27 protein-coding genes are annotated in these 23,695 nt (G+C 73.1%); 16 read left to right on the top strand and 11 right to left on the bottom strand.

Going from position 1 to position 23,695, the window contains the following annotated elements; translation table 11 throughout:
- Window positions 1-44: 44 nt before the first annotated feature.
- Window positions 45-470: a MarR family winged helix-turn-helix transcriptional regulator gene (locus tag ACIGO6_RS26400; RefSeq protein ID WP_399880839.1), complete on the bottom strand. Its 426-nt coding sequence runs from the start codon at window positions 468-470 to the stop codon at window positions 45-47.
- Between the two features lie 206 nt (window positions 471-676).
- Here ACIGO6_RS26400 and ACIGO6_RS26395 point away from each other — a divergent pair, with 206 nt between their 5' ends.
- From ACIGO6_RS26395 to ACIGO6_RS26380, 4 genes are read left to right on the top strand one after another with little or no spacing between them, the layout of a single operon-like run.
- Window positions 677-1,594, top strand: coding sequence for an SDR family NAD(P)-dependent oxidoreductase (locus tag ACIGO6_RS26395; RefSeq protein WP_399880284.1), 918 nt, complete (start codon window positions 677-679; stop codon window positions 1,592-1,594).
- Window positions 1,595-1,605: 11 nt separating this feature from the next.
- Window positions 1,606-2,481 (top strand): amidohydrolase family protein, encoded by an 876-nt coding sequence (locus ACIGO6_RS26390; protein WP_399880836.1) that lies wholly within the window; start codon window positions 1,606-1,608, stop codon window positions 2,479-2,481.
- 12 nt (window positions 2,482-2,493) lie between these two features.
- Window positions 2,494-4,017, top strand: a complete 1,524-nt coding sequence (locus ACIGO6_RS26385) for a long-chain fatty acid--CoA ligase (protein ID WP_399880281.1) — start codon at window positions 2,494-2,496, stop codon at window positions 4,015-4,017.
- Window positions 4,014-4,469 (top strand): MaoC family dehydratase, encoded by a 456-nt coding sequence (locus ACIGO6_RS26380; RefSeq protein ID WP_399880278.1) that lies wholly within the window; start codon window positions 4,014-4,016, stop codon window positions 4,467-4,469. Before ACIGO6_RS26385 ends, ACIGO6_RS26380 begins: the two co-directional genes overlap by 4 nt.
- Here ACIGO6_RS26380 and ACIGO6_RS26375 read toward each other — a convergent pair.
- Entirely contained in the window at window positions 4,460-5,302 is an 843-nt protein-coding gene (locus ACIGO6_RS26375) for a PaaX family transcriptional regulator C-terminal domain-containing protein (protein ID WP_399880275.1), read from the bottom strand. The genes ACIGO6_RS26380 and ACIGO6_RS26375 overlap by 10 nt on opposite strands.
- A 173-nt stretch (window positions 5,303-5,475) precedes the next feature.
- Here ACIGO6_RS26375 and ACIGO6_RS26370 point away from each other — a divergent pair, with 173 nt between their 5' ends.
- The 3 genes from ACIGO6_RS26370 (at window position 5,476) to ACIGO6_RS26360 (ending at window position 8,499) form a co-directional block, all read left to right on the top strand.
- Window positions 5,476-6,813 (top strand): 6-phospho-beta-glucosidase, encoded by a 1,338-nt coding sequence (locus ACIGO6_RS26370; RefSeq protein WP_399880272.1) that lies wholly within the window; start codon window positions 5,476-5,478, stop codon window positions 6,811-6,813.
- Window positions 6,814-6,928: 115 nt separating this feature from the next.
- The gene (locus ACIGO6_RS26365; protein WP_399880269.1) at window positions 6,929-7,804 is read left to right on the top strand and encodes a metallophosphoesterase family protein; all 876 of its coding nucleotides are present in this window, start codon (window positions 6,929-6,931) and stop codon (window positions 7,802-7,804) included.
- Window positions 7,805-7,818: 14 nt separating this feature from the next.
- On the top strand, window positions 7,819-8,499 hold the full coding sequence (locus tag ACIGO6_RS26360) for a 4'-phosphopantetheinyl transferase (protein WP_399880267.1): 681 nt from the start codon (window positions 7,819-7,821) through the stop codon (window positions 8,497-8,499).
- A gap of 64 nt (window positions 8,500-8,563) precedes the next feature.
- On the opposite strand, the gene ACIGO6_RS26355 is transcribed toward ACIGO6_RS26360, so the two are convergent.
- Both ACIGO6_RS26355 and ACIGO6_RS26350 read right to left on the bottom strand, forming a co-directional pair.
- On the bottom strand, window positions 8,564-8,800 hold the full coding sequence (locus ACIGO6_RS26355) for a hypothetical protein (protein WP_399880264.1): 237 nt from the start codon (window positions 8,798-8,800) through the stop codon (window positions 8,564-8,566).
- 172 nt (window positions 8,801-8,972) lie between these two features.
- Window positions 8,973-9,629, bottom strand: coding sequence for a helix-turn-helix domain-containing protein (locus tag ACIGO6_RS26350; protein ID WP_399880261.1), 657 nt, complete (start codon window positions 9,627-9,629; stop codon window positions 8,973-8,975).
- A gap of 232 nt (window positions 9,630-9,861) precedes the next feature.
- Between ACIGO6_RS26350 and ACIGO6_RS26345 the strand changes: the two genes are divergently transcribed.
- The 7 genes from ACIGO6_RS26345 (at window position 9,862) to ACIGO6_RS26315 (ending at window position 16,062) form a co-directional block, all read left to right on the top strand.
- On the top strand, window positions 9,862-10,521 hold the full coding sequence (locus ACIGO6_RS26345; protein WP_399880258.1) for a hypothetical protein: 660 nt from the start codon (window positions 9,862-9,864) through the stop codon (window positions 10,519-10,521).
- 85 nt (window positions 10,522-10,606) lie between these two features.
- Window positions 10,607-11,758: an NAD(P)/FAD-dependent oxidoreductase gene (locus tag ACIGO6_RS26340; RefSeq protein ID WP_399880256.1), complete on the top strand. Its 1,152-nt coding sequence runs from the start codon at window positions 10,607-10,609 to the stop codon at window positions 11,756-11,758.
- Entirely contained in the window at window positions 11,755-12,054 is a 300-nt protein-coding gene (locus ACIGO6_RS26335) for a (2Fe-2S)-binding protein (protein ID WP_399880253.1), read from the top strand. The genes ACIGO6_RS26340 and ACIGO6_RS26335 overlap by 4 nt, the downstream gene beginning before the upstream one ends.
- Window positions 12,044-13,438: an NAD(P)/FAD-dependent oxidoreductase gene (locus tag ACIGO6_RS26330; RefSeq protein WP_399880251.1), complete on the top strand. Its 1,395-nt coding sequence runs from the start codon at window positions 12,044-12,046 to the stop codon at window positions 13,436-13,438. Before ACIGO6_RS26335 ends, ACIGO6_RS26330 begins: the two co-directional genes overlap by 11 nt.
- Window positions 13,439-13,476: 38 nt before the next feature.
- Window positions 13,477-14,367: a dihydrodipicolinate synthase family protein gene (locus ACIGO6_RS26325; protein WP_399880248.1), complete on the top strand. Its 891-nt coding sequence runs from the start codon at window positions 13,477-13,479 to the stop codon at window positions 14,365-14,367.
- Window positions 14,368-14,383: 16 nt separating this feature from the next.
- A complete protein-coding gene (locus tag ACIGO6_RS26320; protein WP_399880245.1) occupies window positions 14,384-15,385 on the top strand; it encodes a proline racemase family protein in 1,002 nt (333 codons plus the stop codon).
- Window positions 15,382-16,062, top strand: a complete 681-nt coding sequence (locus ACIGO6_RS26315; protein ID WP_399880242.1) for a GntR family transcriptional regulator — start codon at window positions 15,382-15,384, stop codon at window positions 16,060-16,062. The genes ACIGO6_RS26320 and ACIGO6_RS26315 overlap by 4 nt, the downstream gene beginning before the upstream one ends.
- Here ACIGO6_RS26315 and ACIGO6_RS26310 read toward each other — a convergent pair.
- Genes ACIGO6_RS26310 through ACIGO6_RS26295 form a run of 4 tightly spaced genes read right to left on the bottom strand, consistent with a single transcriptional unit; the run spans window position 16,056 to window position 19,397 of the window.
- A complete protein-coding gene (locus ACIGO6_RS26310) occupies window positions 16,056-16,862 on the bottom strand; it encodes an ABC transporter ATP-binding protein (protein ID WP_399880240.1) in 807 nt (268 codons plus the stop codon). The genes ACIGO6_RS26315 and ACIGO6_RS26310 overlap by 7 nt on opposite strands.
- Before the next feature lie 20 nt (window positions 16,863-16,882).
- Complete coding sequence (locus ACIGO6_RS26305) at window positions 16,883-17,662, bottom strand: ABC transporter permease (protein WP_399880237.1); 780 nt, start codon at window positions 17,660-17,662, stop codon at window positions 16,883-16,885.
- Complete coding sequence (locus ACIGO6_RS26300; protein ID WP_399880234.1) at window positions 17,659-18,432, bottom strand: ABC transporter permease; 774 nt, start codon at window positions 18,430-18,432, stop codon at window positions 17,659-17,661. Before ACIGO6_RS26300 ends, ACIGO6_RS26305 begins: the two co-directional genes overlap by 4 nt.
- A complete protein-coding gene (locus tag ACIGO6_RS26295) occupies window positions 18,429-19,397 on the bottom strand; it encodes an ABC transporter substrate-binding protein (RefSeq protein ID WP_399880231.1) in 969 nt (322 codons plus the stop codon). Before ACIGO6_RS26295 ends, ACIGO6_RS26300 begins: the two co-directional genes overlap by 4 nt.
- 251 nt (window positions 19,398-19,648) lie before the next feature.
- Here ACIGO6_RS26295 and ACIGO6_RS26290 point away from each other — a divergent pair, with 251 nt between their 5' ends.
- A complete protein-coding gene (locus tag ACIGO6_RS26290; RefSeq protein ID WP_399880229.1) occupies window positions 19,649-20,467 on the top strand; it encodes an IclR family transcriptional regulator C-terminal domain-containing protein in 819 nt (272 codons plus the stop codon).
- Here the strand turns inward: ACIGO6_RS26290 and ACIGO6_RS26285 are convergent.
- Genes ACIGO6_RS26285 through ACIGO6_RS26275 form a run of 3 tightly spaced genes read right to left on the bottom strand, consistent with a single transcriptional unit; the run spans window position 20,418 to window position 22,587 of the window.
- The gene (locus ACIGO6_RS26285; protein ID WP_399880226.1) at window positions 20,418-21,353 is read right to left on the bottom strand and encodes a PDR/VanB family oxidoreductase; all 936 of its coding nucleotides are present in this window, start codon (window positions 21,351-21,353) and stop codon (window positions 20,418-20,420) included. The genes ACIGO6_RS26290 and ACIGO6_RS26285 overlap by 50 nt on opposite strands.
- On the bottom strand, window positions 21,350-21,520 hold the full coding sequence (locus tag ACIGO6_RS26280; protein ID WP_399880223.1) for a hypothetical protein: 171 nt from the start codon (window positions 21,518-21,520) through the stop codon (window positions 21,350-21,352). The genes ACIGO6_RS26285 and ACIGO6_RS26280 overlap by 4 nt, the downstream gene beginning before the upstream one ends.
- Complete coding sequence (locus tag ACIGO6_RS26275) at window positions 21,517-22,587, bottom strand: Rieske 2Fe-2S domain-containing protein (RefSeq protein WP_399880220.1); 1,071 nt, start codon at window positions 22,585-22,587, stop codon at window positions 21,517-21,519. The genes ACIGO6_RS26280 and ACIGO6_RS26275 overlap by 4 nt, the downstream gene beginning before the upstream one ends.
- A gap of 210 nt (window positions 22,588-22,797) precedes the next feature.
- On the opposite strand from ACIGO6_RS26275, the gene ACIGO6_RS26270 reads away from it, so the two are divergent.
- A complete protein-coding gene (locus tag ACIGO6_RS26270; protein ID WP_399880217.1) occupies window positions 22,798-23,679 on the top strand; it encodes a DUF4132 domain-containing protein in 882 nt (293 codons plus the stop codon).
- Window positions 23,680-23,695: the final 16 nt, after the last annotated feature.

Below are 23,695 nucleotides of genomic sequence, written 5' to 3'. Positions count from 1 at the left end.
GAAGTTAGGCAGCAATCGTGCGGCCGTCAATCATCTGCACAACATCAGTTGAGTCCGTCCTCCGCGACGCGCAGCAGCAGGGCGTGCAGGGTCTGCCGTTCGGCCGGGTCGAGCGGGCCCAGGAGGTCGTTGGTCACGCGCACCCCCGCCGCGTCGGTGTCCCGCAGGAAGGCGCGCCCGTCGTCGGTGAGGGCGACGATCCGGCTCCGGCGGTCGTCGGGGGAGGGGCGGCGCTCCGCGAAGCCGAGCTTCTCCAGGTCGTCGACCAGGCCGACGATCGCACTCGGGTCGTAGCCGAGCCGGGTGCTCAACTCCCGTTGCAGCGCGCCCTTGGTGGTGGCGAGCAGGCGCAGCACCGCGTAGTGGCGCAGCCTGAGGCCCGACTCCTGGAGCGAGGCGTTGAACAGTTGTCCCGAGCGCAGGCCCAGGCGGTAGAGCAGATAGCCGGTGTCCGCGTGCAGTCCGCGCATCCACGGCTCGTCCGCGTCGATCGGCTGGGGGTTCGTGACGTGCTGGCGTGCGATGGCGGGCTCCCTGGTCGAGGCCCCCGGGAGGGGCGGCTGCTGCTGACTGTGTCCAGTCTGTCCCACCGGGGAGGTGGGCAACAACTATTGACGTCAACAATTATTGCTCTTAGCTTCGATCGCAACGCAGCCCCCAGCGAAGGGACCCGCACGTGCCCAGCATCGATCTCACCGGCAAGGCCGCCGTCGTCACCGGCAGCGGCCGTGGCCTCGGCCTCGCCTACGCCCGTGCCCTGGCCGCCCACGGCGCCTCGGTGGTCGTCAACGACGTCGACGAGGCCGTGGCCGAGGCGGCCGTGAAGTCCCTCCGCGAGGCCGGCGGGACCGCCGTCGCCGAGGTCGTCCCGGTCGGTACGGCCGAGGCCGCCGACCGGCTGGTGGCCCGCACCGTGGAGGAGTTCGGCCGGCTCGACGTCCTGGTCACCAACGCCGGCATCCTGCGCGACAAGGTGCTGTGGAAGATGTCCGACGACGACTTCGACGCGGTGCTCACCACCCACCTCAAGGGCACCTTCACCTGCGCCCGCGCCGCCGCCGTCCGGATGCGCGAGCAGGGCGAGGGCGGCAGCCTCGTCCTGGTCGGCTCCCCGGCCGGGCAGCGCGGCAACTTCGGGCAGACCAACTACGCCGCCGCCAAGGCAGGCATCGCGGCCATGGCCCGCACCTGGTCCATGGAGCTGGCCCGCGCGAACATCACCGTCAACGCGATCGTGCCCGTCGCCGCCACCGCGATGACCGAGACGATCCCCGCCTTCGCCCCGTACATCGAGGCGATGAGGAACGGCGAGCCGCTGCCGGACTTCCTGCGCAAGGGCGAGGGCTTCGGCACCCCCGAGGACTGCGCCGCCCTCGTCCCCTTCCTCGCCTCCGAGGCCGCCCGCGGCGTCACCGGCCAGGCGATCGGCATCGGCGGCGACAAGGTGGCCCTCTGGTCCCACCCGCAGGAGATCAGGACGGCGTACGCCGACGGCGGCTGGACCCCCGAGGCACTCGCCGACGCCTGGCCCACGTCCGTCGGCGCCGAGCCGGAGACGGTCGGCATCCCCGCGCCCAAGGTCCCGGAGGCGTGATGTCCCGCTCCATGAACATCGACGAGCTCGTCGCGATCGACGTCCACACCCACGCCGAGGTGTCCGCCAAGGGGCACGCCTCCCTGGACGACGACCTGCACGCGGCGTCCTCCGCCTACTTCAAGGTCGAGGGCAAGCGGAAGCCCACCCTGGAGGAGACGGCCGCGTACTACCGCGAGCGGCGAATGGCCGCCGTCATCTTCACCGTGGACGCCGAGTCCGCCACCGGAACCGCCCCGGTCCCCAACGAGGAGGTCGCCGAGGCCGCCGCCGCCAACGCGGACGTGCTGATCCCCTTCGCGTCCATCGACCCCTTCCGCGGAAGGGCGGGTGTGCGCCAGGCCCGTCGCCTGGTCGAGGAGTACGGGGTGAAGGGCTTCAAGTTCCACCCCAGCATCCAGGGCTTCTTCCCCAACGACCGTGCGGTGGCCTACGCGTTGTACGAGGTCATCGAGGAGACCGGTGCCATCGCCCTGTTCCACACCGGCCAGACCGGCATCGGCGCCGGCGTCCCCGGCGGGGGCGGCATCCGCCTGAAGTACTCCAACCCCCTCCATGTGGACGACGTGGCCGCCGACTTCCCGCACCTGAAGATCATCCTGGCGCACCCCTCCTTCCCCTGGCAGGACGAGGCCCTCGCCGTCGCCACGCACAAGCCGGGTGTGCACATCGACCTGTCCGGCTGGTCGCCCAAGTACTTCCCGCCGCAACTCGTGCAGTACGCCAACACCCTGCTGAAGGACAAGGTCCTCTTCGGCTCCGACTTCCCCGTCCTCACCCCCGACCGCTGGCTCGCCGACTTCGACAAGCTGACGATCAAGGACGAGGTCCGGCCGAAGATCCTCAAGGAGAACGCCGCCCGGCTGCTCGGGCTGACGACACCGTGAAGGGGCCCCACGATGCGCAACGAGGGACTGGGGTCGTGGCCCGCACGCCGGGCCCGCAAGACCCCGCACCGCACCGCCCTGATCCACCACGACACGACGGTCACCTACGCGCAGCTGTACGAGCGCACCACCCGCCTCGCCCACGCCCTGCGTGACCGGGGCGTGCGACGCGGCGACCGGATCGCCTACCTCGGCCCCAACCACCCCTCCTACCTGGAGACCCTGTTCGCCGCCGGCACGCTGGGGGCCGTCTTCGTCCCGCTCAACACCCGCCTCGCCGGCCCGGAGATCGCCTACCAGCTCACCGACTCCGGCGCCAAGGTGCTCGTCCACGCCCCGTCGCACGCCGGGCCGGTCTCCGGACTGCCGGGGGCCACGGACCTGCGCACCTGCATCCAGACCGGGGCCGCGTACGAGGACGCCCTGAGCGCCGCCGCCGACGAACCGATCGACGAGACGGTCACCCCCGACGACACCTGCATCATCATGTACACCTCGGGCACGACCGGCCGCCCCAAGGGCGCGATGCTCACCCACGCCAACCTCACCTGGAACGCCGTCAACGTCCTCGTCGACCACGACCTGATCGCCGACGAACGCGCCCTGGTCTCCGCCCCGTTGTTCCACACGGCCGGCCTGAACATGCTCACCCTGCCGGTGCTGCTCAAGGGCGGCGCCTGCGTGCTGGTGGAGTCCTTCGACCCGGGCGGCACCCTCGACCTGGTCGAACGGCACCGGATCACCTTCATGTTCGGGGTGCCGACCATGTACGACCAGGTGGCGCGCCACCCCCGCTTCGAGGACGCCGACCTGTCCTCCCTGCGCATCCTGACCTGCGGCGGCTCCCCGGTCCCCACCCCGCTCATCGCCGCCTACCAGCGGCGCGGCCTCACCTTCCTCCAGGGCTACGGCATGACCGAGGCCGCACCCGGCACGCTCTTCCTGGACGCCGAGCACGCCGTGGCCAAGGCGGGCTCGGCGGGCGTACCGCACTTCTTCAGCGACGTACGGGTCGTGCGGCCGGACCTCACCCCGGTCGACGTCGGCGAGGCGGGCGAGGTCGTGGTGCGCGGCCCGCACGTCATGACCGGCTACTGGGGGCTGCCGACGGAGACGGCCGGCGCGTTCGCCGACGGCTGGTTCCGCAGCGGGGACGCCGCCCGCGTCGACGAGGACGGCTACGTCTACATCGCGGACCGCCTCAAGGACATGATCATCTCGGGCGGGGAGAACGTCTACCCCGCCGAGATAGAGGACCTGCTCCTCGCCCACCCCGGCATCACCGAGTGCGCGGTCATCGGCGTACCCGACGCCACGTGGGGCGAGGTGCCACGCGCGGTCGTCGTCCCCCGCGAGGGCGCCGCCCTCGACCCCGACGAGGTGCTCGCGTCGCTGGCCGGCCGCCTCGCCAGGTACAAGATCCCCAAGTCCGTGGTGATCGCGGACGCCCTGCCCCGCACCGCCTCCGGGAAGCTCCTGAAACCCCAGGTGCGCGCTCGTTTCGGTACCAACTACTCAGTCAAGGACAACACATGAGCCTCACCGTCAACGGCCTCGACGAGCTGAAGAAGCTGGCCGACTGCGACCTGGGCACCAGCGAGTGGATCGAGGTCACCCAGGAGCGCGTCGACACGTTCGCCGACGCCACCGGCGACCACCAGTGGATCCACGTCGACCCGGAGCGGGCCGCCGCCGGCCCCTTCGGCGCCCCCATCGCCCACGGCTACCTCACCCTCTCCCTCTTCATCCCGCTCTTCACCGAGCTGCTGGACGTCCGGGGCGTGACGACGAAGGTCAACTACGGGCTGGACAAGGTCCGTTTCCCCGCACCGGTGAAGGTGGGCTCGCGCATCCGGCTCACCGGCCGGCTCGCCGAGGTCACGGACGTGCCCGGCGGTGTGCAGATCGCCGTCGACGGCACCCTCGAGATCGAGGGCGGCACCAAACCGGCGGCGGTACTGCGGAGCCTGTCGCGGTTCTACGCCTGAGCGTCCCGCTCCGTCCCGTCCCGTACGGGCACGAGGTCGAGCAGGCGCTCCGAGGCCTCCCGGGCGCGCGGAGCGAGCCGGTCGTACACCGTCCGGAACGTCTTCTCCGCCTGCTCGGCCGGCCAGTCGTCGGGGAGGTGCTTGACCGGCAGCCGCGGGTCGCGGCGCACCAGCCACAGCCACTCCGTCTGCATCCGCAGCCGCGCCACCAGGGCGTCCTCGGCGTCCGGCATCCGCTCCCCGTACGGCTGCCAGTCCCGGACGAACGCCTCGTAGGACGCCGCCAGGTCGGACAGCTCCCAGGTCTCCTCGATCATCGCGCCGATGTCCAGGCCGGCGTCGGCCTGGGCGCGGAACACCTTCACATGGGCGGCCAGATCCAGCTCGGCGACCAGGGACGTCACGTCGACGTCGCCGGGCGCGATCCACAACCCGTTGAACAGCGGCCCGAACCCGGCCCACGCCAGCCGGGAGCGCAGGTCGTGCCGGCGGCGCTGCCAGGACTCCGGCAGGGAGAAGCCGAGGAGGGTCCAGGTGCCGTCCCAGTGCCGGTTGACCGCACCGGTGTGCCAGATGCGCCGCTCGCCGTCGCGCAGCACCGCCGCCGAGCGGTCCGTCAGCCCGAAGTACATCCGGCGTCCCTCGCGCTGGCGGCGCAGCAGCCCCCGGCCCACCATGCGGGTCAGGGTGGACCGGGTCGCCTGCTCACCGATCCCGGCGCGGGCGAAGACGTCGATGACGCTGCCGGAGTACACGCAGACGTCCCGCCCGAGCACCTGGTCGCCCAGGAAGGTCAGCATGAGCGACTGGGGCCGCGGCGTCTGTTCACCCATCACGCGGCCACGGTACCTCCGGGCGACCGGCCCACGGCCCGGTGGTCGGCGGGGCGCCGGACCGCCGGGCCGGGCGTGCCATGATCGGCGCCAGGCGGCTGTGCGGCCGGGTGACCGGTACCAGGCGGAAGTGCGGCCGGGTGACGGGTGACGGGTGACGGAAGGATGCGGACGTGAGGCTGACGATTCTGGGCGGCGGCGGGTTCCGGGTGCCGCTCGTGTACGGGGCGCTCCTCGGGGACCGAGCCGAGGGACGCGTGACGCACGTCGTGCTGCACGACCTGGACGCGGCCCGGCTGTCGGCGGTGACCCGGGTCCTGGCCGAGCAGGCCGCCGGGGTGCCCGACGCGCCCGCGGTGACCGCCACGACCGACCTCGACGAGGCGCTGCGCGGCGCCGACTTCGTGTTCTCCGCGATCCGCGTCGGCGGCCTGCAAGGGCGGGCCGACGACGAACGGGTGGCGCTCGCCGAAGGTGTCCTCGGACAGGAGACGGTCGGCGCGGGCGGCATCGCGTACGGGCTGCGGACCGTCCCGGTCGCCGTCGACATCGCGCGCCGCGTGGCCCGGCTGGCGCCGGACGCCTGGGTCATCAACTTCACCAACCCGGCCGGTCTGGTCACCGAGGCCATGTCCCGGCACCTCGGCGACCGCGTCATCGGCATCTGCGACTCGCCGGTCGGCCTCGGCCGCCGCATCGCCCGCGTGCTGGGCGCCGACCCGGACCGGGCCTTCATCGACTACGTCGGCCTCAACCACCTCGGCTGGGTGCGCGGCCTGCGCGTCGACGGGCGCGACGAACTCCCGCGGCTGCTGGCCGACCCGGCGCTGCTCGGCTCCTTCGAGGAGGGCCGGCTCTTCGGCCCCGAGTGGCTGAGCTCGCTCGGCGCGATCCCCAACGAGTACCTGCACTACTACTACTTCAACCGGGAGACCGTCCGCGCCTACCAGGAGGCCGACCGCACCCGCGGCGCCTTCCTGCGCGACCAGCAGGCCCGCTTCTACGAGGAGATGCGCCACCCCGAAGCACCGGCGCTGGCGACCTGGGACCGCACCCGCGCCGAGCGCGAGGCCACCTACATGGCCGAGAACCGGGAGGCGGCGGGCGCGGGCGAGCGCGAGGCCGACGACCTGTCCGGCGGCTACGAGAAGGTGGCGCTGGCCCTGATGCGGGCCGTCGCCCGCGACGAGCGCGCCACGCTCGTCCTCAACGTCCGCAACCGCGGCACACTGTCCGCACTCGACGCCGACGCCGTGATCGAGGTCCCCTGCCTGGTCGACGCGAACGGCGCCCACCCGGTGGCCGTGGACCCGCTGCCCGGCCACGCCACCGGCCTGGTCTGCGCGGTCAAGGCCGTCGAGCGCGAGGTACTCACGGCGGCCCGGGCAGCCTCCCGGACGGCCGCGGTACGCGCCTTCGCCCTGCACCCCCTCGTCGACTCGGTCAATGTCGCCCACCGCCTCGTCGACGGCTACACGGCCGTCCACCCGGGCCTGGCCTATCTGAAGTAGGGAGGCAGGGCGTGGGGGAGCGCAGAGGGGTGGCCTGCTGCCCGCGCGTCACTCTTGTGACCGAGCCCCGTGATGTGATCTCGTGGCGTCGAACGCGCGTCCGGGAGGGGTGGGGATGAGGTCGACGGCCGGCCGTTCGGGGCAGCTGTGGGCCATCAGTGACCTGCACATCGGCTACGCGGAGAACCGCGCCCTGGTGGAGGAGATGCGACCCGCCTCCGACGACGACTGGCTCCTGGTGGCCGGCGACGTGGCGGAGACCGTCTCCGACATCCGCTGGGCCCTCGGCACCCTCGCGGACCGCTTCCGCCGCGTCGTGTGGGCGCCCGGCAACCACGAGCTGTGGACCCATCCGAAGGACCCCGTCACCCTCCGCGGCGTCGCCCGCTACGAGCACCTCGTCGAGATGTGCCGCGAGCTGGGCGTGACGACACCCGAGGACCCCTACCCCGTGTGGGAGGGAGCCGGCGGTCCCGCGGTCGTCGCGCCGCTGTTCCTGCTCTACGACTACTCGTTCCTGCCCGCCGGATGCGCGACCAAGGACGACGGACTGACGTACGCCCGCGGCACCGGCATCGTGTGCAACGACGAGTACCTGCTCCACCCCGACCCGCACCCGAGCCGTGAGGCCTGGTGCCGGGCGCGGGTCGCCGAGACCGAGCGCCGGCTCTCCGCGCTCCCCGCCGAGGTGCCGACCGTCCTCGTCAACCACTACCCGCTCGACCGGCACCCCACCGACGTCCTGTGGCACCCCGAATTCGCCATGTGGTGCGGCACCCGGCTGACCGCCGACTGGCACCGTCGGTTCCGGGTCGCCACCATGGTCTACGGACACCTGCACATACCCCGGACCACCTGGCACGAGGGGGTCCGCTTCGAGGAGGTGTCGGTGGGCTACCCCCGCGAGTGGCGCAAGCGGACGGAGCCGCCGGGGCGACTGCGCCGCATCCTGCCGTCGCCGTCGCCGTCGCCGTCGCCGTCGTCGCCGTGAGAGGAGGTGGGCCGGTGATCGAGGAACTGCTGCCCGACCCGGTCGTCACCGTGGAGGCCCACGGCCACGACGACGCCGGACACCTGCCCCTGTACCCGGAGGAGGAGGCGCTCGTGGCGCGGGCGGTCGCCAAACGCCGCCGCGAGTTCACCGTCGTACGGTCCTGCGCCCGCCGGGCCATGGAGAAGCTCGGCATACCCGCCCAGCCCGTGCTGACCGGTGAGCGCGGCGCACCGCGCTGGCCGGCCGGCCTGGTCGGCAGCATGACCCACTGCGACGGCTACTGCGCCGCCGCCCTGGTCCACGCCACCGACCTGGCCTCCCTCGGCATCGACGCCGAACCCGACGGTCCGCTCCCGGACGGCGTCCTGGCCGCCGTGTCCCTGCCGGGCGAGGCGCAGCGGCTGCGCCGACTCGCCGAGGAGCGGCCCGGCATCCACTGGGACCGGCTGCTGTTCAGCGCCAAGGAGTCCGTCTACAAGGCGTGGTACCCCCTCACCGGGCAGTGGCTGGACTTCACGGAGGCCGACATAGAGATCGCCGTGGACCCGAGCGACCCGCACCGCGGCTCCCTGCACGCCGCCCTCCTGGTCCCGGGCCCGTGGGTGGGCGGCCGGCGCCGCACCCACTTCGACGGCCGCTGGACCGCCCGCCACGGCCTGGTCGCCACGGCGGTGACGGTCCCACCCACCTGAGCCGCCACCCGACGCGCGTGGCGCGGGCGGAGAACGCCCCCTCGTTTCCGTGACGCGGCGCAGGTCATGGTCGCCGGCACCAGTCGGTCAGCAGCCGGAAGAACTCCGCCTCGTTCCCGGCCAGTCCGGCGGCCTCCAGCGCCTGCTCCGCCTCGGCCAGCACGGAGGGCGGAACGACGGGCGGTCGAGGGGCGTCGGCCGGTCCGGAAGCGGTGTCGAAGCCGGCCCGCACGGTGTGCAGGAGCCGCAGATAGGCCTGAACGGCGGTGCGCTCGCGGTCGGTCAGTACGGCGGTGGTCATCGGTCGGCTCTCCCCACAACGACGTCAGCGGTCACGCGCCCCCGGCACGGCGGCGGCACACTCCCAGCTTGCCGCCCACCACTGACAATCCCGCCCAAGCCGCGCCCGCCCGGGGCCCGTCGAGCCGTCGGCCGGGGGAACCGGCCTCAACGAAGCTCACCTGTCCCCGGGCTCACGACTCGGGGCGCTTGACGCTCTCCAGGAGCATGTCCAGCCACTCGGCGACCTTGTCGCGGTGCTGGTCGGTGGGCAGTTGGGCGGCCCGCCAGGCGATGCCGCGCACGCCGTGGTCCTGCAACAGCCGCTCCAGCGGGTCGTCGGCGGCGGTCGCCGCCTCCCGCTCACGGTCGGCGAGCTGCTGCAACAGCTCCTGCTCCGTGCGCTGCAGGGCGCCCGCGAGCGCCTCCGGGTCCTCGGCGGTCAGGAACCCGGCGTGCACCCGGAAGAAGCGCTGGATGGCGTCGCAGTGCTCCATGGTGGGCCGCCGGTCGCCGTTGATCAGGGCGCCCGCCTGCTGCCGGGACATGCCGGCGCCGTCGGCGATCTCCTGCTGGGTGTACTTGCGGCCGTTCGGCTTCAGCCGGGTGCGGCGCAGCAGGTCCAGCCGCTGCACGAACCGGGCCTGCACATCGGGCTCGCCCGCCGGGCGCCCGCACAGCAGGGCACCCACCACGGGCTCGGGGACGCCGGAGGCGGCGGACAGCCGGCCGACGTCGAGGACCTCGGCGTGCGGCACGCCGAGCCGGTCCGCGAGTGCGGTGACGCGGGCGACGACGCAGGGGAGCGCGGCCGTCGGTTGGCCACCGGGACCCTCGAAGCCACCCGTCACCGACAGATCTCCTACGTCTCTCACAGGCCTCACAGGCTTCTCACAAGCGATTGCCGTGAACTTCCCGGAGATTAGCCTGCCGCTCGAACTCACATCCAGGTCTCGCCACAACTGTGGCCTATTTCAGCCGTCAACAGGCACGAAATGCCACGATAGTTGACACGCCTCGCGTCGGGGCACCAGGATCGGGGCGCCGCGAGAAGGCCGCATAGGCAAGAGGGGTGACCTCCCGATGGCATTTCAGGCAGGAGGGCAGCGGCCGGCGCCGCGGCCCGCTCCCGCGACCCCCGAGGCCCAGGCGTACCTCCAGGACTACACGGCTCTCCTGGAGGCCGTTCCCTTCCCCTCCCTCGTCGTCGACCACCGCTGGGACGTGGTGCTGACCAACGGCGCCTTCCGGACACTCTTCCGGGGGGCCGGGCCGCATCCGACGGCCATGCCGGGCGACAACTTCCTCAGGTTCGTCCTCTTCCACCCGGACGCGTCCGCCGTCCTCGGGGAGCACGAGTCGAGCTGGTGCCTGCCGATGCTGGCGCACTTCGCCGCGACCCTGGAGCGGTACGGACACGACCACGGCCTGCAGGCCGTGCGCCGCGACATCGCCCAGGACCCGATCATGGAGGCCGCCTACCGGCAGGGCCTGCCGCACTGGATGCGCGCCGTCGGCCCGGAGGCCGTCGAGCACGACGGCGCCGTACGGCCGCTGCACCACCCCGATCCCCGCTGGGGCACCACCGAGTGCCGGGTCGTGGTCGAAACGCCCAGGGCGCTGGAGGAGCTGGGCTACACGCGGTTGACGCTGGTCCTGCGCGAGCCGCGCCGCACCCCGCACCGCCCGCCGCACACCCGTCGCGGCGCCTCCCACCTGAGGGTGGTCCAGGCCGCCGAGTGAACCCCCGCGCCCAGCGGTCGCGGCCCCGTTCCCGCACTGTTCCCGCACTGTTCCCAGTCGGGGTGATGTGTGACATAGTACTGACGTGATCGAGTCGCTGACCTGCGATGTCGTCGTTGTCGGGGCCGGAATGGTGGGCGCGGCCTGCGCGCTGTACGCCGCCCGTGCGGGGCTCGACGTGAGAGTGGTGGACCGCGGCCCGGTGGCCGGCGGCACCACCGGCGCGGGGGAGGGCAACCTCCTCGTCTCCGACAAGGAACCCGGACCCGAGCTGGAACTCGCCCTGCTGTCCGGCCGTCTGTGGGCCGCGCTGGCCGGGGAACTGGGCCGCGCCGTCGAGTACGAACCCAAGGGCGGGGTCGTCGTCGCCGAGACCCCCGAGGCGCTGGCCGGCCTGGAGACCTTCGCCGCGGGCCAGCGGGCGGCCGGGGTGGAGGCGGTGAGCGTCCCGGCCGACCGGCTCCACGACCTCGAGCCCCGCCTCGCCCCCGGCCTGGCGGGCGCCGTGCACTACCCGCAGGACGCCCAGGTCATGCCCGCCCTGGCCGCCGCCCACCTGCTGCGCGCGTCGGGGGCCCGGCTGCACACCGGCCGGACGGTGACCGGCGTCCTGCGCGGTCCCGACGGTGCCGTGCGCGGCGTCCGCACGGACCGCGGCGACCTGCACGCCCCCGCCGTCGTCAACGCGGCCGGACCCTGGGGCGGCGAACTGGCCGCCCTGGCCGGCGTACGGCTGCCGGTGCTGCCCCGGCGCGGCTACGTCCTCGTCACCGAACCGCTGCCGCCCCGGGTGCGGCACAAGGTGTACGCCGCCGACTACGTCGCCGACGTCGCCAGCGACTCGGCGGCCCTGCAGACCTCCCCCGTCGTGGAGGGCACCGCCGCGGGACCGGTCCTCATCGGCGCCAGCCGCGAACGGGTCGGCTTCGACCGGTCGGTGTCCCTTCCGGCCCTGCGGGCGCTGGCGGCGGGCGCGACCCGGCTGTTCCCCTTCCTCGCGCAGGTGCGGGCCCTGCGGACGTACGCCGGGTTCCGGCCGTATCTGCCCGACCACCTGCCGGCGATCGGCCCCGACCCCAGGGTGCCCGGCCTCTTCCACGCCTGCGGGCACGAGGGCGCGGGCATCGGGCTGTCCACCGGCACCGGACATCTGATCGCCCAGCTGCTGAGCGGCGAGCGGCCCGCCCTCGACCTCGCCCCGTTCCGCCCCGACCGCTTTCCCGAGGAGGCCCGGTGAATCCGCTCCGGCTGGTCCGCGCACGGCCCGCGTCCGCCCGTACGGCCACCGTCGACGGCCGCACCGTCGAGGTGCTGCCCGGCCGGACGGTCGCCGCCGCGCTGTGGGGGGCCGGGATCACCTCCTGGCGCTCCACGCGGGGCGCGGGCCGCCCGCGCGGGGTGTTCTGCGGGATCGGCGTGTGCTTCGACTGCCTCGTCACCGTCAACGACCGCCCCAACCAGCGCGCCTGCCTGGTGCCCGTACGCCCGGGCGACGTGATCCGCACCCAGGAGGGAACCGGCCATGAGGACTGACCTCGCGGTGATCGGGGCGGGCCCGGCCGGGCTCGCGGCGGCGCTGGCGGCCGCCGCGCGAGGGGTGCGGGTCACGGTCGTGGACGCGGCGGACCGGCCCGGCGGACAGTTCTTCCGGCAGCCCGCCGCCGAGCTCGGCGCCCGGCGGCCACAGGCGCTGCACCACCAGTGGCGCACCTGGGAGCGGCTGCGGGACGGCCTCGCCGCCAGTGACGTACGGGTTCTCACGGACCATCACGTCTGGTTCGTCGAGGAGCGGAACGGTGCCTTCACCGTGCACGCGCTGGTCGGACCCGGGCAGGAGGAGCCGGCCACCGTGCACGCCCGTGCCGTGCTGCTCGCCACCGGCGGCTACGAGCACGTCCTGCCCTTCCCCGGCTGGACCCTGCCCGGCGTCGTCACCGCCGGGGGAGCCCAGGCCATGCTCAAGGGCGGGCTGGTGGTGCCGGGCCGGACCGCCGTCGTCGCCGGCACCGGACCGCTCCTGCTCCCGGTGGCGACCGGGCTCGCGGCGGCCGGGGTGCGGGTGGCGGCGCTCGTGGAGTCGGCCGATCCGAAGCGGGTCGCCCGGCACGCCCGCGCCCTGGCCGGCAAGCTCCCCGAGGGCGCCGGCCACGCGGCCCGGCTCCTGCGCCACCGAGTCCGCCCCCTCACCCGGCACACCGTCGTCCGCGCCCACGGCGACGACCGGCTGACCGGCGTCACCGTCGCAGCCCTGGACGCCGACGGACACGTCCGGCGCGGCACCGGGCGGCACATCCCCTGCGACACCCTGGCCGTCGGCCACGGCATGCTCCCGCACACCGACCTCGCCGACGGCCTCGGCTGCCGCCCGGACGGTCCGACGGTGGCCGTCGACGCCGAGCAGCGTACGAGCGTCCCCGGCGTCTGGGCGGCCGGGGAGGCCACCGGCATCGGCGGCGCCGCCCTCGCGCTCGCCGAGGGCCACATCGCCGGACGCTCGATCGCCGCCCGGCTGCGGGGCACCGAGCCCGACCCCGCGCTCTGGGCGCCGGCCGCCCGGAGCCGCGAGCGGCTGCGGGCCTGCGCGACGGCTCTGGACGCCGCGTTCACGCCGCCCGCCCACTGGACCGACCGGGTCACCGACGACACCGTCGTCTGCCGCTGCGAGGAGGTCACCGCCGGTGCCGTCCGCGAGGCCGTCGACGGACTCGGCGCGGGTGACGTCCGCACCGTGAAGCTGCTGACCCGGGCCGGGATGGGCTGGTGCCAGGGCCGGATGTGCGCCACCGCCGTCGCCGGCCTCGCGGGCTGCGAACCCACCCCGCCCCGGCGCCCGTTCGCCCGCCCCGTACCCCTCGGCGTACTGGCCCGGCCGCAGCCGGAAGACCCGGAGCACCGGGAGCACCGGGACCACCAGTGACAGCCGCAACACCCGGAACAACCCGAGAGAGGACCCTCATGACCGACCACCGCCCCTGGCGCGGCGTCCTCGTCGCCACCGCACTCCCGCTGAACGACGACCTCTCCGTGGACCACGACGCCTACGCCGAGCACTGCGCCTGGCTGGTGGCCAACGGCTGCGACGGCGTCGTCCCCAACGGCTCCCTCGGCGAGTACCAGGTACTCACCCCCGAGGAGCGCACCCGCGTCGTCGAGACCGCCGTCGCCGCGATCGGCGGGGAGCGGGTCATGCCCGGCGTCGCGGCCTACGGGTCCGCCGAGGCCCGGCGCTGGGCCGAGCAGGCACGCGAGGCGGGCTGCGGCGCGGTGATGCTGCTGCCGCCCAACGCCTACCGCGCCGACGAGCGTTCCGTCCTCGCCCACTACGCGGAGGTCGCGCGGGCCGGCCTGCCGGTCGTCGCGTACAACAACCCCGTCGACACCAAGGTCGACCTGGTGCCGGAGCTGCTCGCCCGGCTGCACGGCGAGGGGTACGTCCAGGGTGTGAAGGAGTTCTCCGGCGACGTCCGCCGCGCGTACCGCATCGCCGAACTCGCCCCCGAACTCGACCTGTTGATCGGCGCCGACGACGTCCTGCTGGAGCTGGCGATCGCGGGTGCGAAGGGCTGGGTCGCCGGCTACCCCAACGCGCTGCCCGCCGCGTGCGTCGAGCTGTACCGCGCGGCCGTCGCCGGTGACCTGGCCACGGCCGACCGGCTGTACCGGCAGCTGCACCCGCTGCTGCGCTGGGACTCGAAGGTCGAGTTCGTGCAGGCCATCAAGGTGTCCATGGACATCGCCGGACGGCACGGCGGGCCCTGCCGTCCGCCCCGTGTGCCGCTGCTGCCCGCGCAGGAGGCCGCCGTCCGCGCCGCCACCGAGAAGGCCCTCGCGGCCGGACTGGCCTAGAGGGGGGCCACACATCATGCGCAGCAGACTCGTCCTGCACGCCGTCGACTCGCACACCGAGGGCATGCCCACCCGGGTGATCACCGGCGGCATCGGCACCATCCCCGGCGCGACCATGAACGAGCGGCGGCTGTACTTCCGCGAACACCGCGACGACGTCAAGCAGTTGCTGATGAACGAGCCGCGCGGCCACTCCGCCATGAGCGGCGCGATCCTCCAGCCGCCCACCCGCCCCGACTGCGACTGGGGCGTCGTCTACATCGAGGTCTCCGGCTACCTCCCCATGTGCGGCCACGGCACCATCGGCGTGGCGACCGTCCTCGTCGAGACCGGCATGATCGAGGTCGTCGAACCCGTCACCACCATCCGCCTCGACACCCCCGCCGGAGTCGTCGTCGCCGAGGTGGCGGTGGAGGGCGGCGCGGCCGGCGCGGTCACCCTGCGCAACGTGCCCTCCTTCGCCGTCGGCCTCGACCGCAAGGCCACCCTGCCCGACGGCCGGACGGTGACGTACGACCTCGCCTACGGCGGCAACTTCTACGCCGTCCTGCCGCTGGAGCGGCTCGGGCTGCCCTTCGACCGCTCCCGCAAGGACGACATCCTCGCGGCCGGACTGGCCCTGATGGACGCCGTCAACGCCGAGGAGGAGCCGGTCCACCCCGAGGACCCGTCCATCCACGGCTGCCACCATGTGCAGGTGACCGCACCCGACTCCACCGCCCGCCACTCCCGGCACGCCATGGTGATCCACCCCGGCTGGTTCGACCGCTCGCCCTGCGGCACCGGCACCAGCGCCCGCATGGCCCAACTGCACGCCCGGGGCGAACTCCCGCTGCACACCGAGTTCGTGAACGAGTCCTTCATCGGCACCCGGTTCACGGGCCGGCTGCTCGGCACCACGGAGGTGGGGGGCCGGCCCGCCGTGCTGCCCAGCTTCACCGGACGGGCCTGGATCACCGGCACCGCCCAGTACCTGCTGGACCCGGAGGACCCCTTCCCCGCCGGATTCGTGCTGTGAACGCCACCGGTCCCGCCCTGCCCGTCCTCGGCAGCAGGAAGCCCAGCCACCGCGAGCGGGTCGCCGAGGCGCTGCGTGCCGCCCTGATCGCGGGCGAACTGCGCCCCGGCGAGGTGTACTCGGCGCCCGGCCTCGCCGCCCGCTTCGGCGTCTCCGCCACCCCCGTCCGCGAGGCGATGCTCGACCTCGCCAAGGAAGGGCTGGTCGACACCGTGCCCAACAAGGGCTTCCGGGTCACCGCCGTATCCGACCGCCAACTGGACGAGTACACCCACATCCGCTCGCTCGTCGAGATCCCGACCACCGCCGCCCTGGCCGGCACCGCCGACGCCGTCTCCCTGGAGGCGCTGCGGCCGGTCGCCGAGGAGATCGTCACCTCCGCCGCGGCCGGGGACCTCATCGCGTACGTGGACGCCGACCTGCGCTTCCACCTGGGGCTGCTGGCACTCGCGGGCAACGCCCATCTGGTGGAGGTCGTACGGGATCTGCGCCGGCGTTCCCGGCTGTACGGCCTGACGGCGCTGGTGGAGCAGGGGCGGCTGCAGGCGTCGGCCGAGGAGCACCTGGAGATCCTCGACGCGCTGCTCGCCCGGGACGAGGAGGCCGTACGCGCGGTGATGACGCGGCACCTGGGACACGTGCGCGGCCTCTGGGCGGCGGCGCGCCCCGGTCAGTGAGGTGGCGGCGCGTCCGTCTTGACCGGCTGTCCCGCCCCGCGCTTGGCCGCCTGGATCTGCTCGTACACATGGGTGCGCAGCTCGGCGAAGCGCGGGGCCACCCGGGTGTGCACCTGGTCCCGCGCGCCCGGCAGGTCGACCTCGAGCTGCTCGCGCACGACGGTGGGGGAGGCGGACAGCACGACCACCCGTTCGCCCAGGTAGACGGCCTCGTCGATGTCATGGGTGACGAACAGGATCGTGATCCCGCGCTCCCGCCACAGCCGCCGCACCAGGTCCTCCAGGTCGGCGCGGGTCTGGGCGTCCACCGCCGCGAACGGCTCGTCCATCAGCAGTACTTCGGGCTCGTAGGCCAGCGCCCGTGCGATCGCGACCCGCTGCTGCATGCCCCCGGACAGCTGCCAGGGATACGCCCCGGCGGCGTCCGCGAGCCCGACCGAGGCGAGGGAGTCGGCGACCAGTTCCCGGCGCCGCGCCTTGCCCAGGTCCTTCTGCTTCAGGGGCAGTTCGACGTTCTCGCCGACGCGCATCCACGGGAACAGGCTGCGCCCGTACTCCTGGAAGACGAACGCCATCCCGGGCGGCGGCCCGGACACCTTCCGCCCGGCCAGGAACACCTCGCCGGCCGTCGGTTCGAGCAGCCCGCCCACGCACTTGAGCAGGGTCGTCTTGCCGCAGCCCGACGGGCCGACCAGACAGACCAGTTCACCGGCCGCCACGGTGAACGTCAGGTCGCGCACCGCCTCGACGCGCCGTCCCGATCCCTCGTACACCTTCTTCAGCCCGCGTACGTCGAGCATGGAACGCCCTTTCAGGAGCTTCAACGGGACCGGCGGGCGGCGGCGCGCAGGCCGTGGTACCAGCCGAGGGCCCGCCGTTCGACCAGCTGGAAGAGGACCGAGAGCACGAAGCCGAGCAGGCCGAGCAGCAGGATGCCGGTCCACATGTCGGGGATCGCGAAGGAACGCTGGAACTGCACGATGGTGAAGCCGAGCCCGTTGCTGGCGGCGAACATCTCGCTGATGACCATCAGGATGATGCCGATCGACAGCGCCTGGCGCAGACCCGCGAAGATCTGCGGGCTCGCCGAGCGCAGCACCACGTGCCGCAGCCGTGCGGTGCCCGTGATGCCGTAGGAGCGGGCCGTCTCGGTCATCACCGCGTCGACCGCCCGGACGCCCTCGACCGTGTTGAGCAGCACCGGCCACACACAGCCGCTCGCGATGACGACGACCTTCATCGTGTCCCCGATGCCCGCGAACAGCATGATCACCGGCACCAGCACCGGCGGCGGCACGGCCCGCAGGAACTCCAGTACCGGCTCGCACACCGCCCGCACCCGCCGGTGGGAGCCGATGAGCGTGCCGAGCGCGACACCGGCGACGGCCGCGAGCGCGTAGCCCGCCGCGAGCCGGAGCACGCTGGGCAGCACGTCGCCGCGCCACCGCTCGCCGGTCCACACGTCCGGGAAGGTCTCCAGGATCGTGCGCAGCGGTGGCCAGTACACGTCCTCGCTGCCGGCCGAGGCGGCCCACCAGAGCGCCACCAGCACCGCGGGCAGCGCGAGCACGAACACCAGCCGCAGCAGCGCCCGCCTCACACCGCCACCTCCCCGCGCACCGACTGGTGCCAGGCCAGCGCCCGCCGCTCCACCGACCGGGCCCCGACGTTGATCAGCAGCCCCAGCAGGCCGGCGACCACGATCAGCGCGTACATCTCGGGCACGGCCTGCGAGGTCTGCGCCACGGCGATCCGCGCGCCCAACCCGGGGGCGCCGATGACCAGTTCGGCGGTGATGGCGAGGATCAGCGCGACGGCCGCCGCGAGGCGCACGCCGGTCATGACGTACGGCAGCGCGGTCGGCCACAGCACGTGCCGGACGCGTGCCCAGGCGCCGAGGCCGTACGACCGCGCCGTCTCCTCGGCCACGGGGTCCACGTCCTGGACGCCGTACAGGACCTGGATCAGCACCTGCCAGAAGGCGGCGTACACGACCAGGAGCAGCACCGACCTCAGCTCGGTGCCGTACAGCAGCACCGCCAGCGGGATCAGCGCCACGGACGGGATGGGGCGCAGGAACTCGATCGTGGACGCCGTCGCCTCGCGCAGGTACGGCACCACCGAGAGGACCACCCCGACGACGATCCCGGCGCCGACCGCGATCGCCAGGCCCAGCGCCCAGCCGGTGAGGGTGTCCCCGAGCGCGGTCCAGAACGCGCCGTCCGCGATCTCCGTGCCGAGCGCGTCGGCGATCCGGCTGGTCGGCGGGAAGTACTCCTCCTTCACCAGGCCGAGCCGCGGCGCCGCCTCGCCCAGGGCGAGGAAGGCCGCGAGCCCGGCCGCGCCGAGTGCGGCGTTCATCCCCTTCACGGCAACAGCGCGTCCAGGTCGGGGGACCGCTTGAACAGGCCGTCCTCGTAACCGAGTTTTCCCAGATCCTGGAGGGAGGAGCGGTTCGGTTCGACCGGCCACTTCGGCAGCGTCACCTTCGCCAGCACGTCCGCCGGGATCTTCGTGTACGTGGTGACGATCTCGCGGACCTCGTCGGGGTGGGCGTCGGCGTACGCCAGGGACTCGGCCATGGCCTCCTGGAACTTCTTCACCACCTCCGGGTTCTCCTCGGCGTACTTGGTGGAGGTGAAGTACATGGCGACCGTGAGCTTCGGCGCGATGTCGATCATGGGGGAGGCGATCTCCCGTCCGCCCTGGCTCTTGATGGTGGCGAGCGCCGGTTCCACCACCATCGCCGCGTCGATCCGTCCGCCGTCGAGAGCGGCGGGCATTTGGTCGAAGGCCAGCTCGACGAAGTCCACCTTGTCGGGGTCGCCGCCCGCCTTGCTCACCGAGGCGCGCACCGCGGTCTCATTGATGTTCTTCAAGGTGTTGATGGCGACCTTCTTGCCCTCCAGTTCCTTCGGCGAATTCACCGGGCTGTCGCCCTTGACGGTGAGCGCCTCGAAGTCCTTGCCGACCACGCCGGTCGACGCGATGCCGTTCGCCACCGCCTTCACCGGCACGTTGTTGGACTGGGCGATCATCAGGGACGTCATGTTGGAGAAGCCGAACTCGAACTGGCCGCTGACCACGCCGGGCACGATCGCCGCGCCGCCCTGCGCACTGGAGAAGTCCAGCTTCAGTCCGCGCTCCTCGAAGAAGCCCTTCTTCTGCCCCAGGTACAGCGGCGCGACGTCGACGATCGGGATGAGGCCCACCGTGACCGCGGTGGTGCCGCCGGACGAGCCGGCGTCGTCCGACCCCCCGGAACCGGACGAGCCGCACGCCGTCGCGGCGGTGAGGACGGACACGGCCGTGAGGCCGACGAACAGACGACGCATGACTCCCCCTGTGGGACCGGACCAGGTACTCCGACAGGCTGTGCGCAGACAGCACGGGCGTGCTCAGCGGGAACGTGTTCAGCGGGAACGTAGGGCCCGTCCCGAGTCCGGGTCAATGCCCTTGACCGGATGGGTCGTTGGGGATTCAAGGAGGGGTCGTTGACAGTGCGGGTCACGCACTCATAGCGTGCGCACTTCGTACGGTCGTCCGTACCGCACGCTCTGCCGTGAGGCTTTTCGCCGGAGGCCAGATGCCCGCAGACGCAGCCCGCGCACCGCACTTCGTGAGGTCCTTCGAACGCGGCCTCGCCGTCATCCGGGCCTTCGACGCCGACCGTCCCGCGCTCACCCTGAGCGAGGTCGCCCGCGCCACGGAACTGACCCGCGCGGCCGCCCGCCGCTTCCTGCTCACCCTGGCCGACCTCGGCTACGTCCACACCGACGGCCGGTACTTCCGGCTCACCCCGCGCGTGCTGGAGCTCGGCTACGCCTACCTCGCCGGTTTCACGCTGCCGCAGATCGCCGCACCGCACCTCGAGCAACTCGTCGCGCAGGTACGGGAGTCGTCCTCGCTGTGCGTCCTGGACGGCGACGACGTCGTGTACGTCGCCCGCGTCCCGACCAGCCGCATCATGACCGCGTCGATCACGGTCGGCACCCGCTTCCCGGCGCACCTGACCTCCGTGGGCCGGGTGATCCTCGCCGACCTGCCCGACGCCGCGATCGAGGCCCGCCTCGCCCGCGCCGACCTGCGCCCGCACACCGCCCGCACCCTCGCCTCCCCGGACGCCCTGCGCGCGGAACTGCGCCGGGTGCGCCGCCAGGGCTACGCGCTCGTCGACCAGGAACTGGAGGACGGCCTCAGGTCGGTCGCCGCGCCGGTGCGGGACCGCGACGGCGAGGTGGTGGCCGGCGTGAACATCGCGGTGCACGCCGGCCGCCACTCCGTGGACTCGGTACGCCGGGACCTGCTGCCGCACCTGCTGGCGACCGTCGCCCGGATCGACGCCGACCTGAGGATCACAGGTCCAGCACGAGCCGCCGCCCACGACACCGGGACACACAGATGAGCATGGTCTCACCGGCGGCCCGTTCCTGGTCGGAGAGGACCGAGTCCCGGTGGTCCGGGACGCCCTCCAGCACGTCGGTCTCGCAGGTGCCGCAGGTCCCCTCCGTACAGGAGTACAGCACCTCCACACCGGCGCCGCGGACCGCGTCCAGGACGGAGACGTCCGGTGGCACGGTGAGCGTCCGGCCGCTGCGGGCCAGCACGACCTCGAACGCGTCGCCGCCGGCCTCCGTCCGGGCCCTGGGCCGGAACCGTTCCACGCGCAGGGCCCCGGCCGGGCAGCGCGCCTCGACGGCGTCCAGCAGCGGCTCCGGCCCGCAGCAGTAGACGAGGGTTCCCTCCGGCACGTCGTCGAGCACGGAGGCGAGGTCCAGCGGTCCGGACTCGTCCTCGGGGACGAGGGCGACCCGGTCGCCGTACCGCTCGACCTCGGCCGCGAACGCCATGGTGTTCCGCGTCCGCCCGCCGTAGAGCAGGCTCCACTCGGCGCCCGCCCGCTCGGCGGCGGCCAGCATCGGCAGGACCGGGGTGATGCCGATGCCACCGGCGACGAAGCGGTAGCGGGCGGACGGCTCCAGCCGGAAGTGGTTGCGCGGCCCCCGCACCCGGACCGTGTCGCCGAGCCCCAACTCCCCGTGCACGTACGCCGATCCGCCGCGTCCGTCGGCCTCGTGCAGCACGGCGATCCGCCACACCCCCCGGTCGGCCGGGTCGCCGCACAGCGAGTACTGCCGTTCCAGGCCCGGGCCCAGGACGACGTCGATGTGGGCGCCGGGCTCCCACGCGGGCAGCGGCTCGCCCCCTGGGTGGCGCAGGGCGAGGGCGAGCACACCGTCCGCCGCGGTCTCCCGTCGGGCGACGACGAGTTCGGCTTCGTACAGGGTCATGAACCGTCCCCGGGCAGGTCGTGTCCTTGTGGGTGGGCGAGCATCCAGTCCCACATCGCGACGGGGTCCTCGGCCGTGTGCTCGGCGCCGCAGTGACAGGTGCCGTGCAGGACGTCGGTGCCCGGCAGCCAGTCGATGCGGTAGACCTCGCCGGTACGCCCGCTCACCGGGTCCTCGCCGCGGGCCGGTCGCCCTCCTCGACCAGCCGCGCCAGGATGCGGCGCGCGGCCAGGCCGCCGGTGTCGATGTTGATGCTCAGCTCCTGGTAGCCGGTGCGCTCGGTGCCCAGCGTGCGCTGGAGGAGGTTGAGCGCGTCGACGTCCTGCATGACGACCGTGTGGTTGTTCTTCCGCAGGAACTCGGTGACCTCGGCGTCGTCCGTCGCCCAGTCCCGCGAGACCGCCCAGAAGTCGTACACCTTTCCGTCGCCGGACGGCGTGATGGCGTAGGTGATCTCGGTGTGGAAGCCGTCCGGATCACTGCCGTCCGCCCCCGGCACCACCCCGACCGGGGCGACGCGGCTGTGCAGCAGGTACAGACACGGCGCGTGGTACTCGATGTCCTGCCACCGCGAGATGCGCCCGCTGATGCCGGTGGACCGGGCGTAGAACGGCGGGCACTCGGCGTCGTCCATGTGCCGGCTCACCCGCACGATCCCGGCGCCCTCGTCGACCTCCGTGGTGATCGGCGTCTCGGCGACCTCGGGCGTGCCGATGTAACCGCCGTGGAGATACGTCTCGTGGGACAGGTCGAGGAGGTTGTCGACCAGTAGTCCGTAGTCGGCGTCGATGGGCTCCATGCCGCGCACCGTGACCCAGCCGGGGGAGTCCAGGTGGCGCGCCCGCGGCACGGCCCCCGGGTCGGCCAGGGCCGGGTCGCCGATCCACACCCACACCAGGGAGTCCTGCTCGAGAGCCGGGTAGGAGGCGACGCGGGCGGTGCGCGGGACACGTTTCTGGCCCGGCACGTACACGCAGGTACCGGTCGTGTCGTATGTGAAGCCGTGGTACCCGCACACGATCCGGTCGCCGTCGAGCCGCGTCGGGGCCTCGGAGAGCGGATAGCGGCGGTGCACACAGCGGTCGTGCAGGACGACCGGGGTGCCGTCCTCCTCGGTGCGGTAGAGGACGAGCGGCTCGCCGAGAATCGTCCGTCCCAGCAACTCCCGCCCGACCTCGTGACTGTAGGCGGCGACGTACCACTGGTTCCTGGCGAAGGCGGTCATGTGCGGCATCGTTGCGGCTCCCGTCCGTCGTGGGTGAGGGCATCGTCGGGGAGGGCGTCGGTGGGCGGCAACGCCTCTTCCGCCTCGCGGAAGGGGCGGGGCGGCGGGGACTGTCGGTGGGTGCGCCTAGTCTGTCGCCAACGTCACAGCGGGGCGCGCCGATTGGGGCCGCCCGACGCGCCGTGCCGTTTTCCGAGTGGTGGGAGAGGCGAGGAAAGCATGGGTTGGCTGGCAGCGGGCGACACCTACGAAGTCGCCCTGGTGGACGGCCGGGTGGTGGCCCGGCGGGCGTCGGCGACGTCCCCCGACGCGCAGGAGGGGAGGCAGGAGAGAACCCTGCCGACGGAGATCCGGGACCGTCCCGAAGTACTCGAACTCCAGCGCTTCGGCGAGTGGCTGGACCGGCACGCGGCCGACTGCGCCGCACAGGTCGGCAACTGGATGGTGTCCTCGCTACCGGTGCCCACCGGGCTGCTGGGGCGGGTCTGGCCCGACGAGGCGTGGCAGGCCGCGCTGCGGGACATCGTTGTCGTCGGTGACGGCCCCGACGAGGTCGGCCTGCTGCGGGACGCGGACGCATCGGGTGCGCTGCGGGTGGTGAACCTCGACGGCGAGACCGTCCGCCTGACGCCCCGCACGGTGACCATGCCGCACCCGGTCCTCCTCCCCGACCTGGAGGAACTGCGGGCGTTCGCCGCCGAGTTGGGCGTGGTCCAGGGTGTCGAGCAGCTCCACCGCGCCACCTGGCGCAAGCCCGACGAGACCAATCCCGCCGCCGACAGGGTCACCGAGTTCGCCGGCTCCGAGTACCGCTCGTGGTTCCACCTCTCCTCCCGTGCCACCTCCCTCGGCTACCGGATCCTCGGCAGCAGCGTGGTCGACCGGATCCGGGACGCCGGGCGCATCTTCACCGCCACGGTCGGCATGAGCGATCCCTACACCGAGGACAAGGCCTGGACCGGCGACCTGAGCTGGAGCGACGAGGACGGCGGCCGGCGCCTCCCGCTGAGCGAGGTCGGCCCCGTGGCCTGGTCCGAGGGCATGCGCATGGCCGCGGCCCTGCACGCCGGCCGCACCGTGAGCACGGACGGCGCCGAGTGAACGACGGAACAGGCAC

Origin of the sequence: Streptomyces sp. NPDC053750 (assembly GCF_044544295.1) — a bacterium.
Classification (GTDB): Bacteria; Actinomycetota; Actinomycetes; order Streptomycetales; family Streptomycetaceae; genus Streptomyces.
Note: the sequence above shows the minus strand (reverse complement) of the source record. Positions and strands in the feature narration are given on the sequence as shown.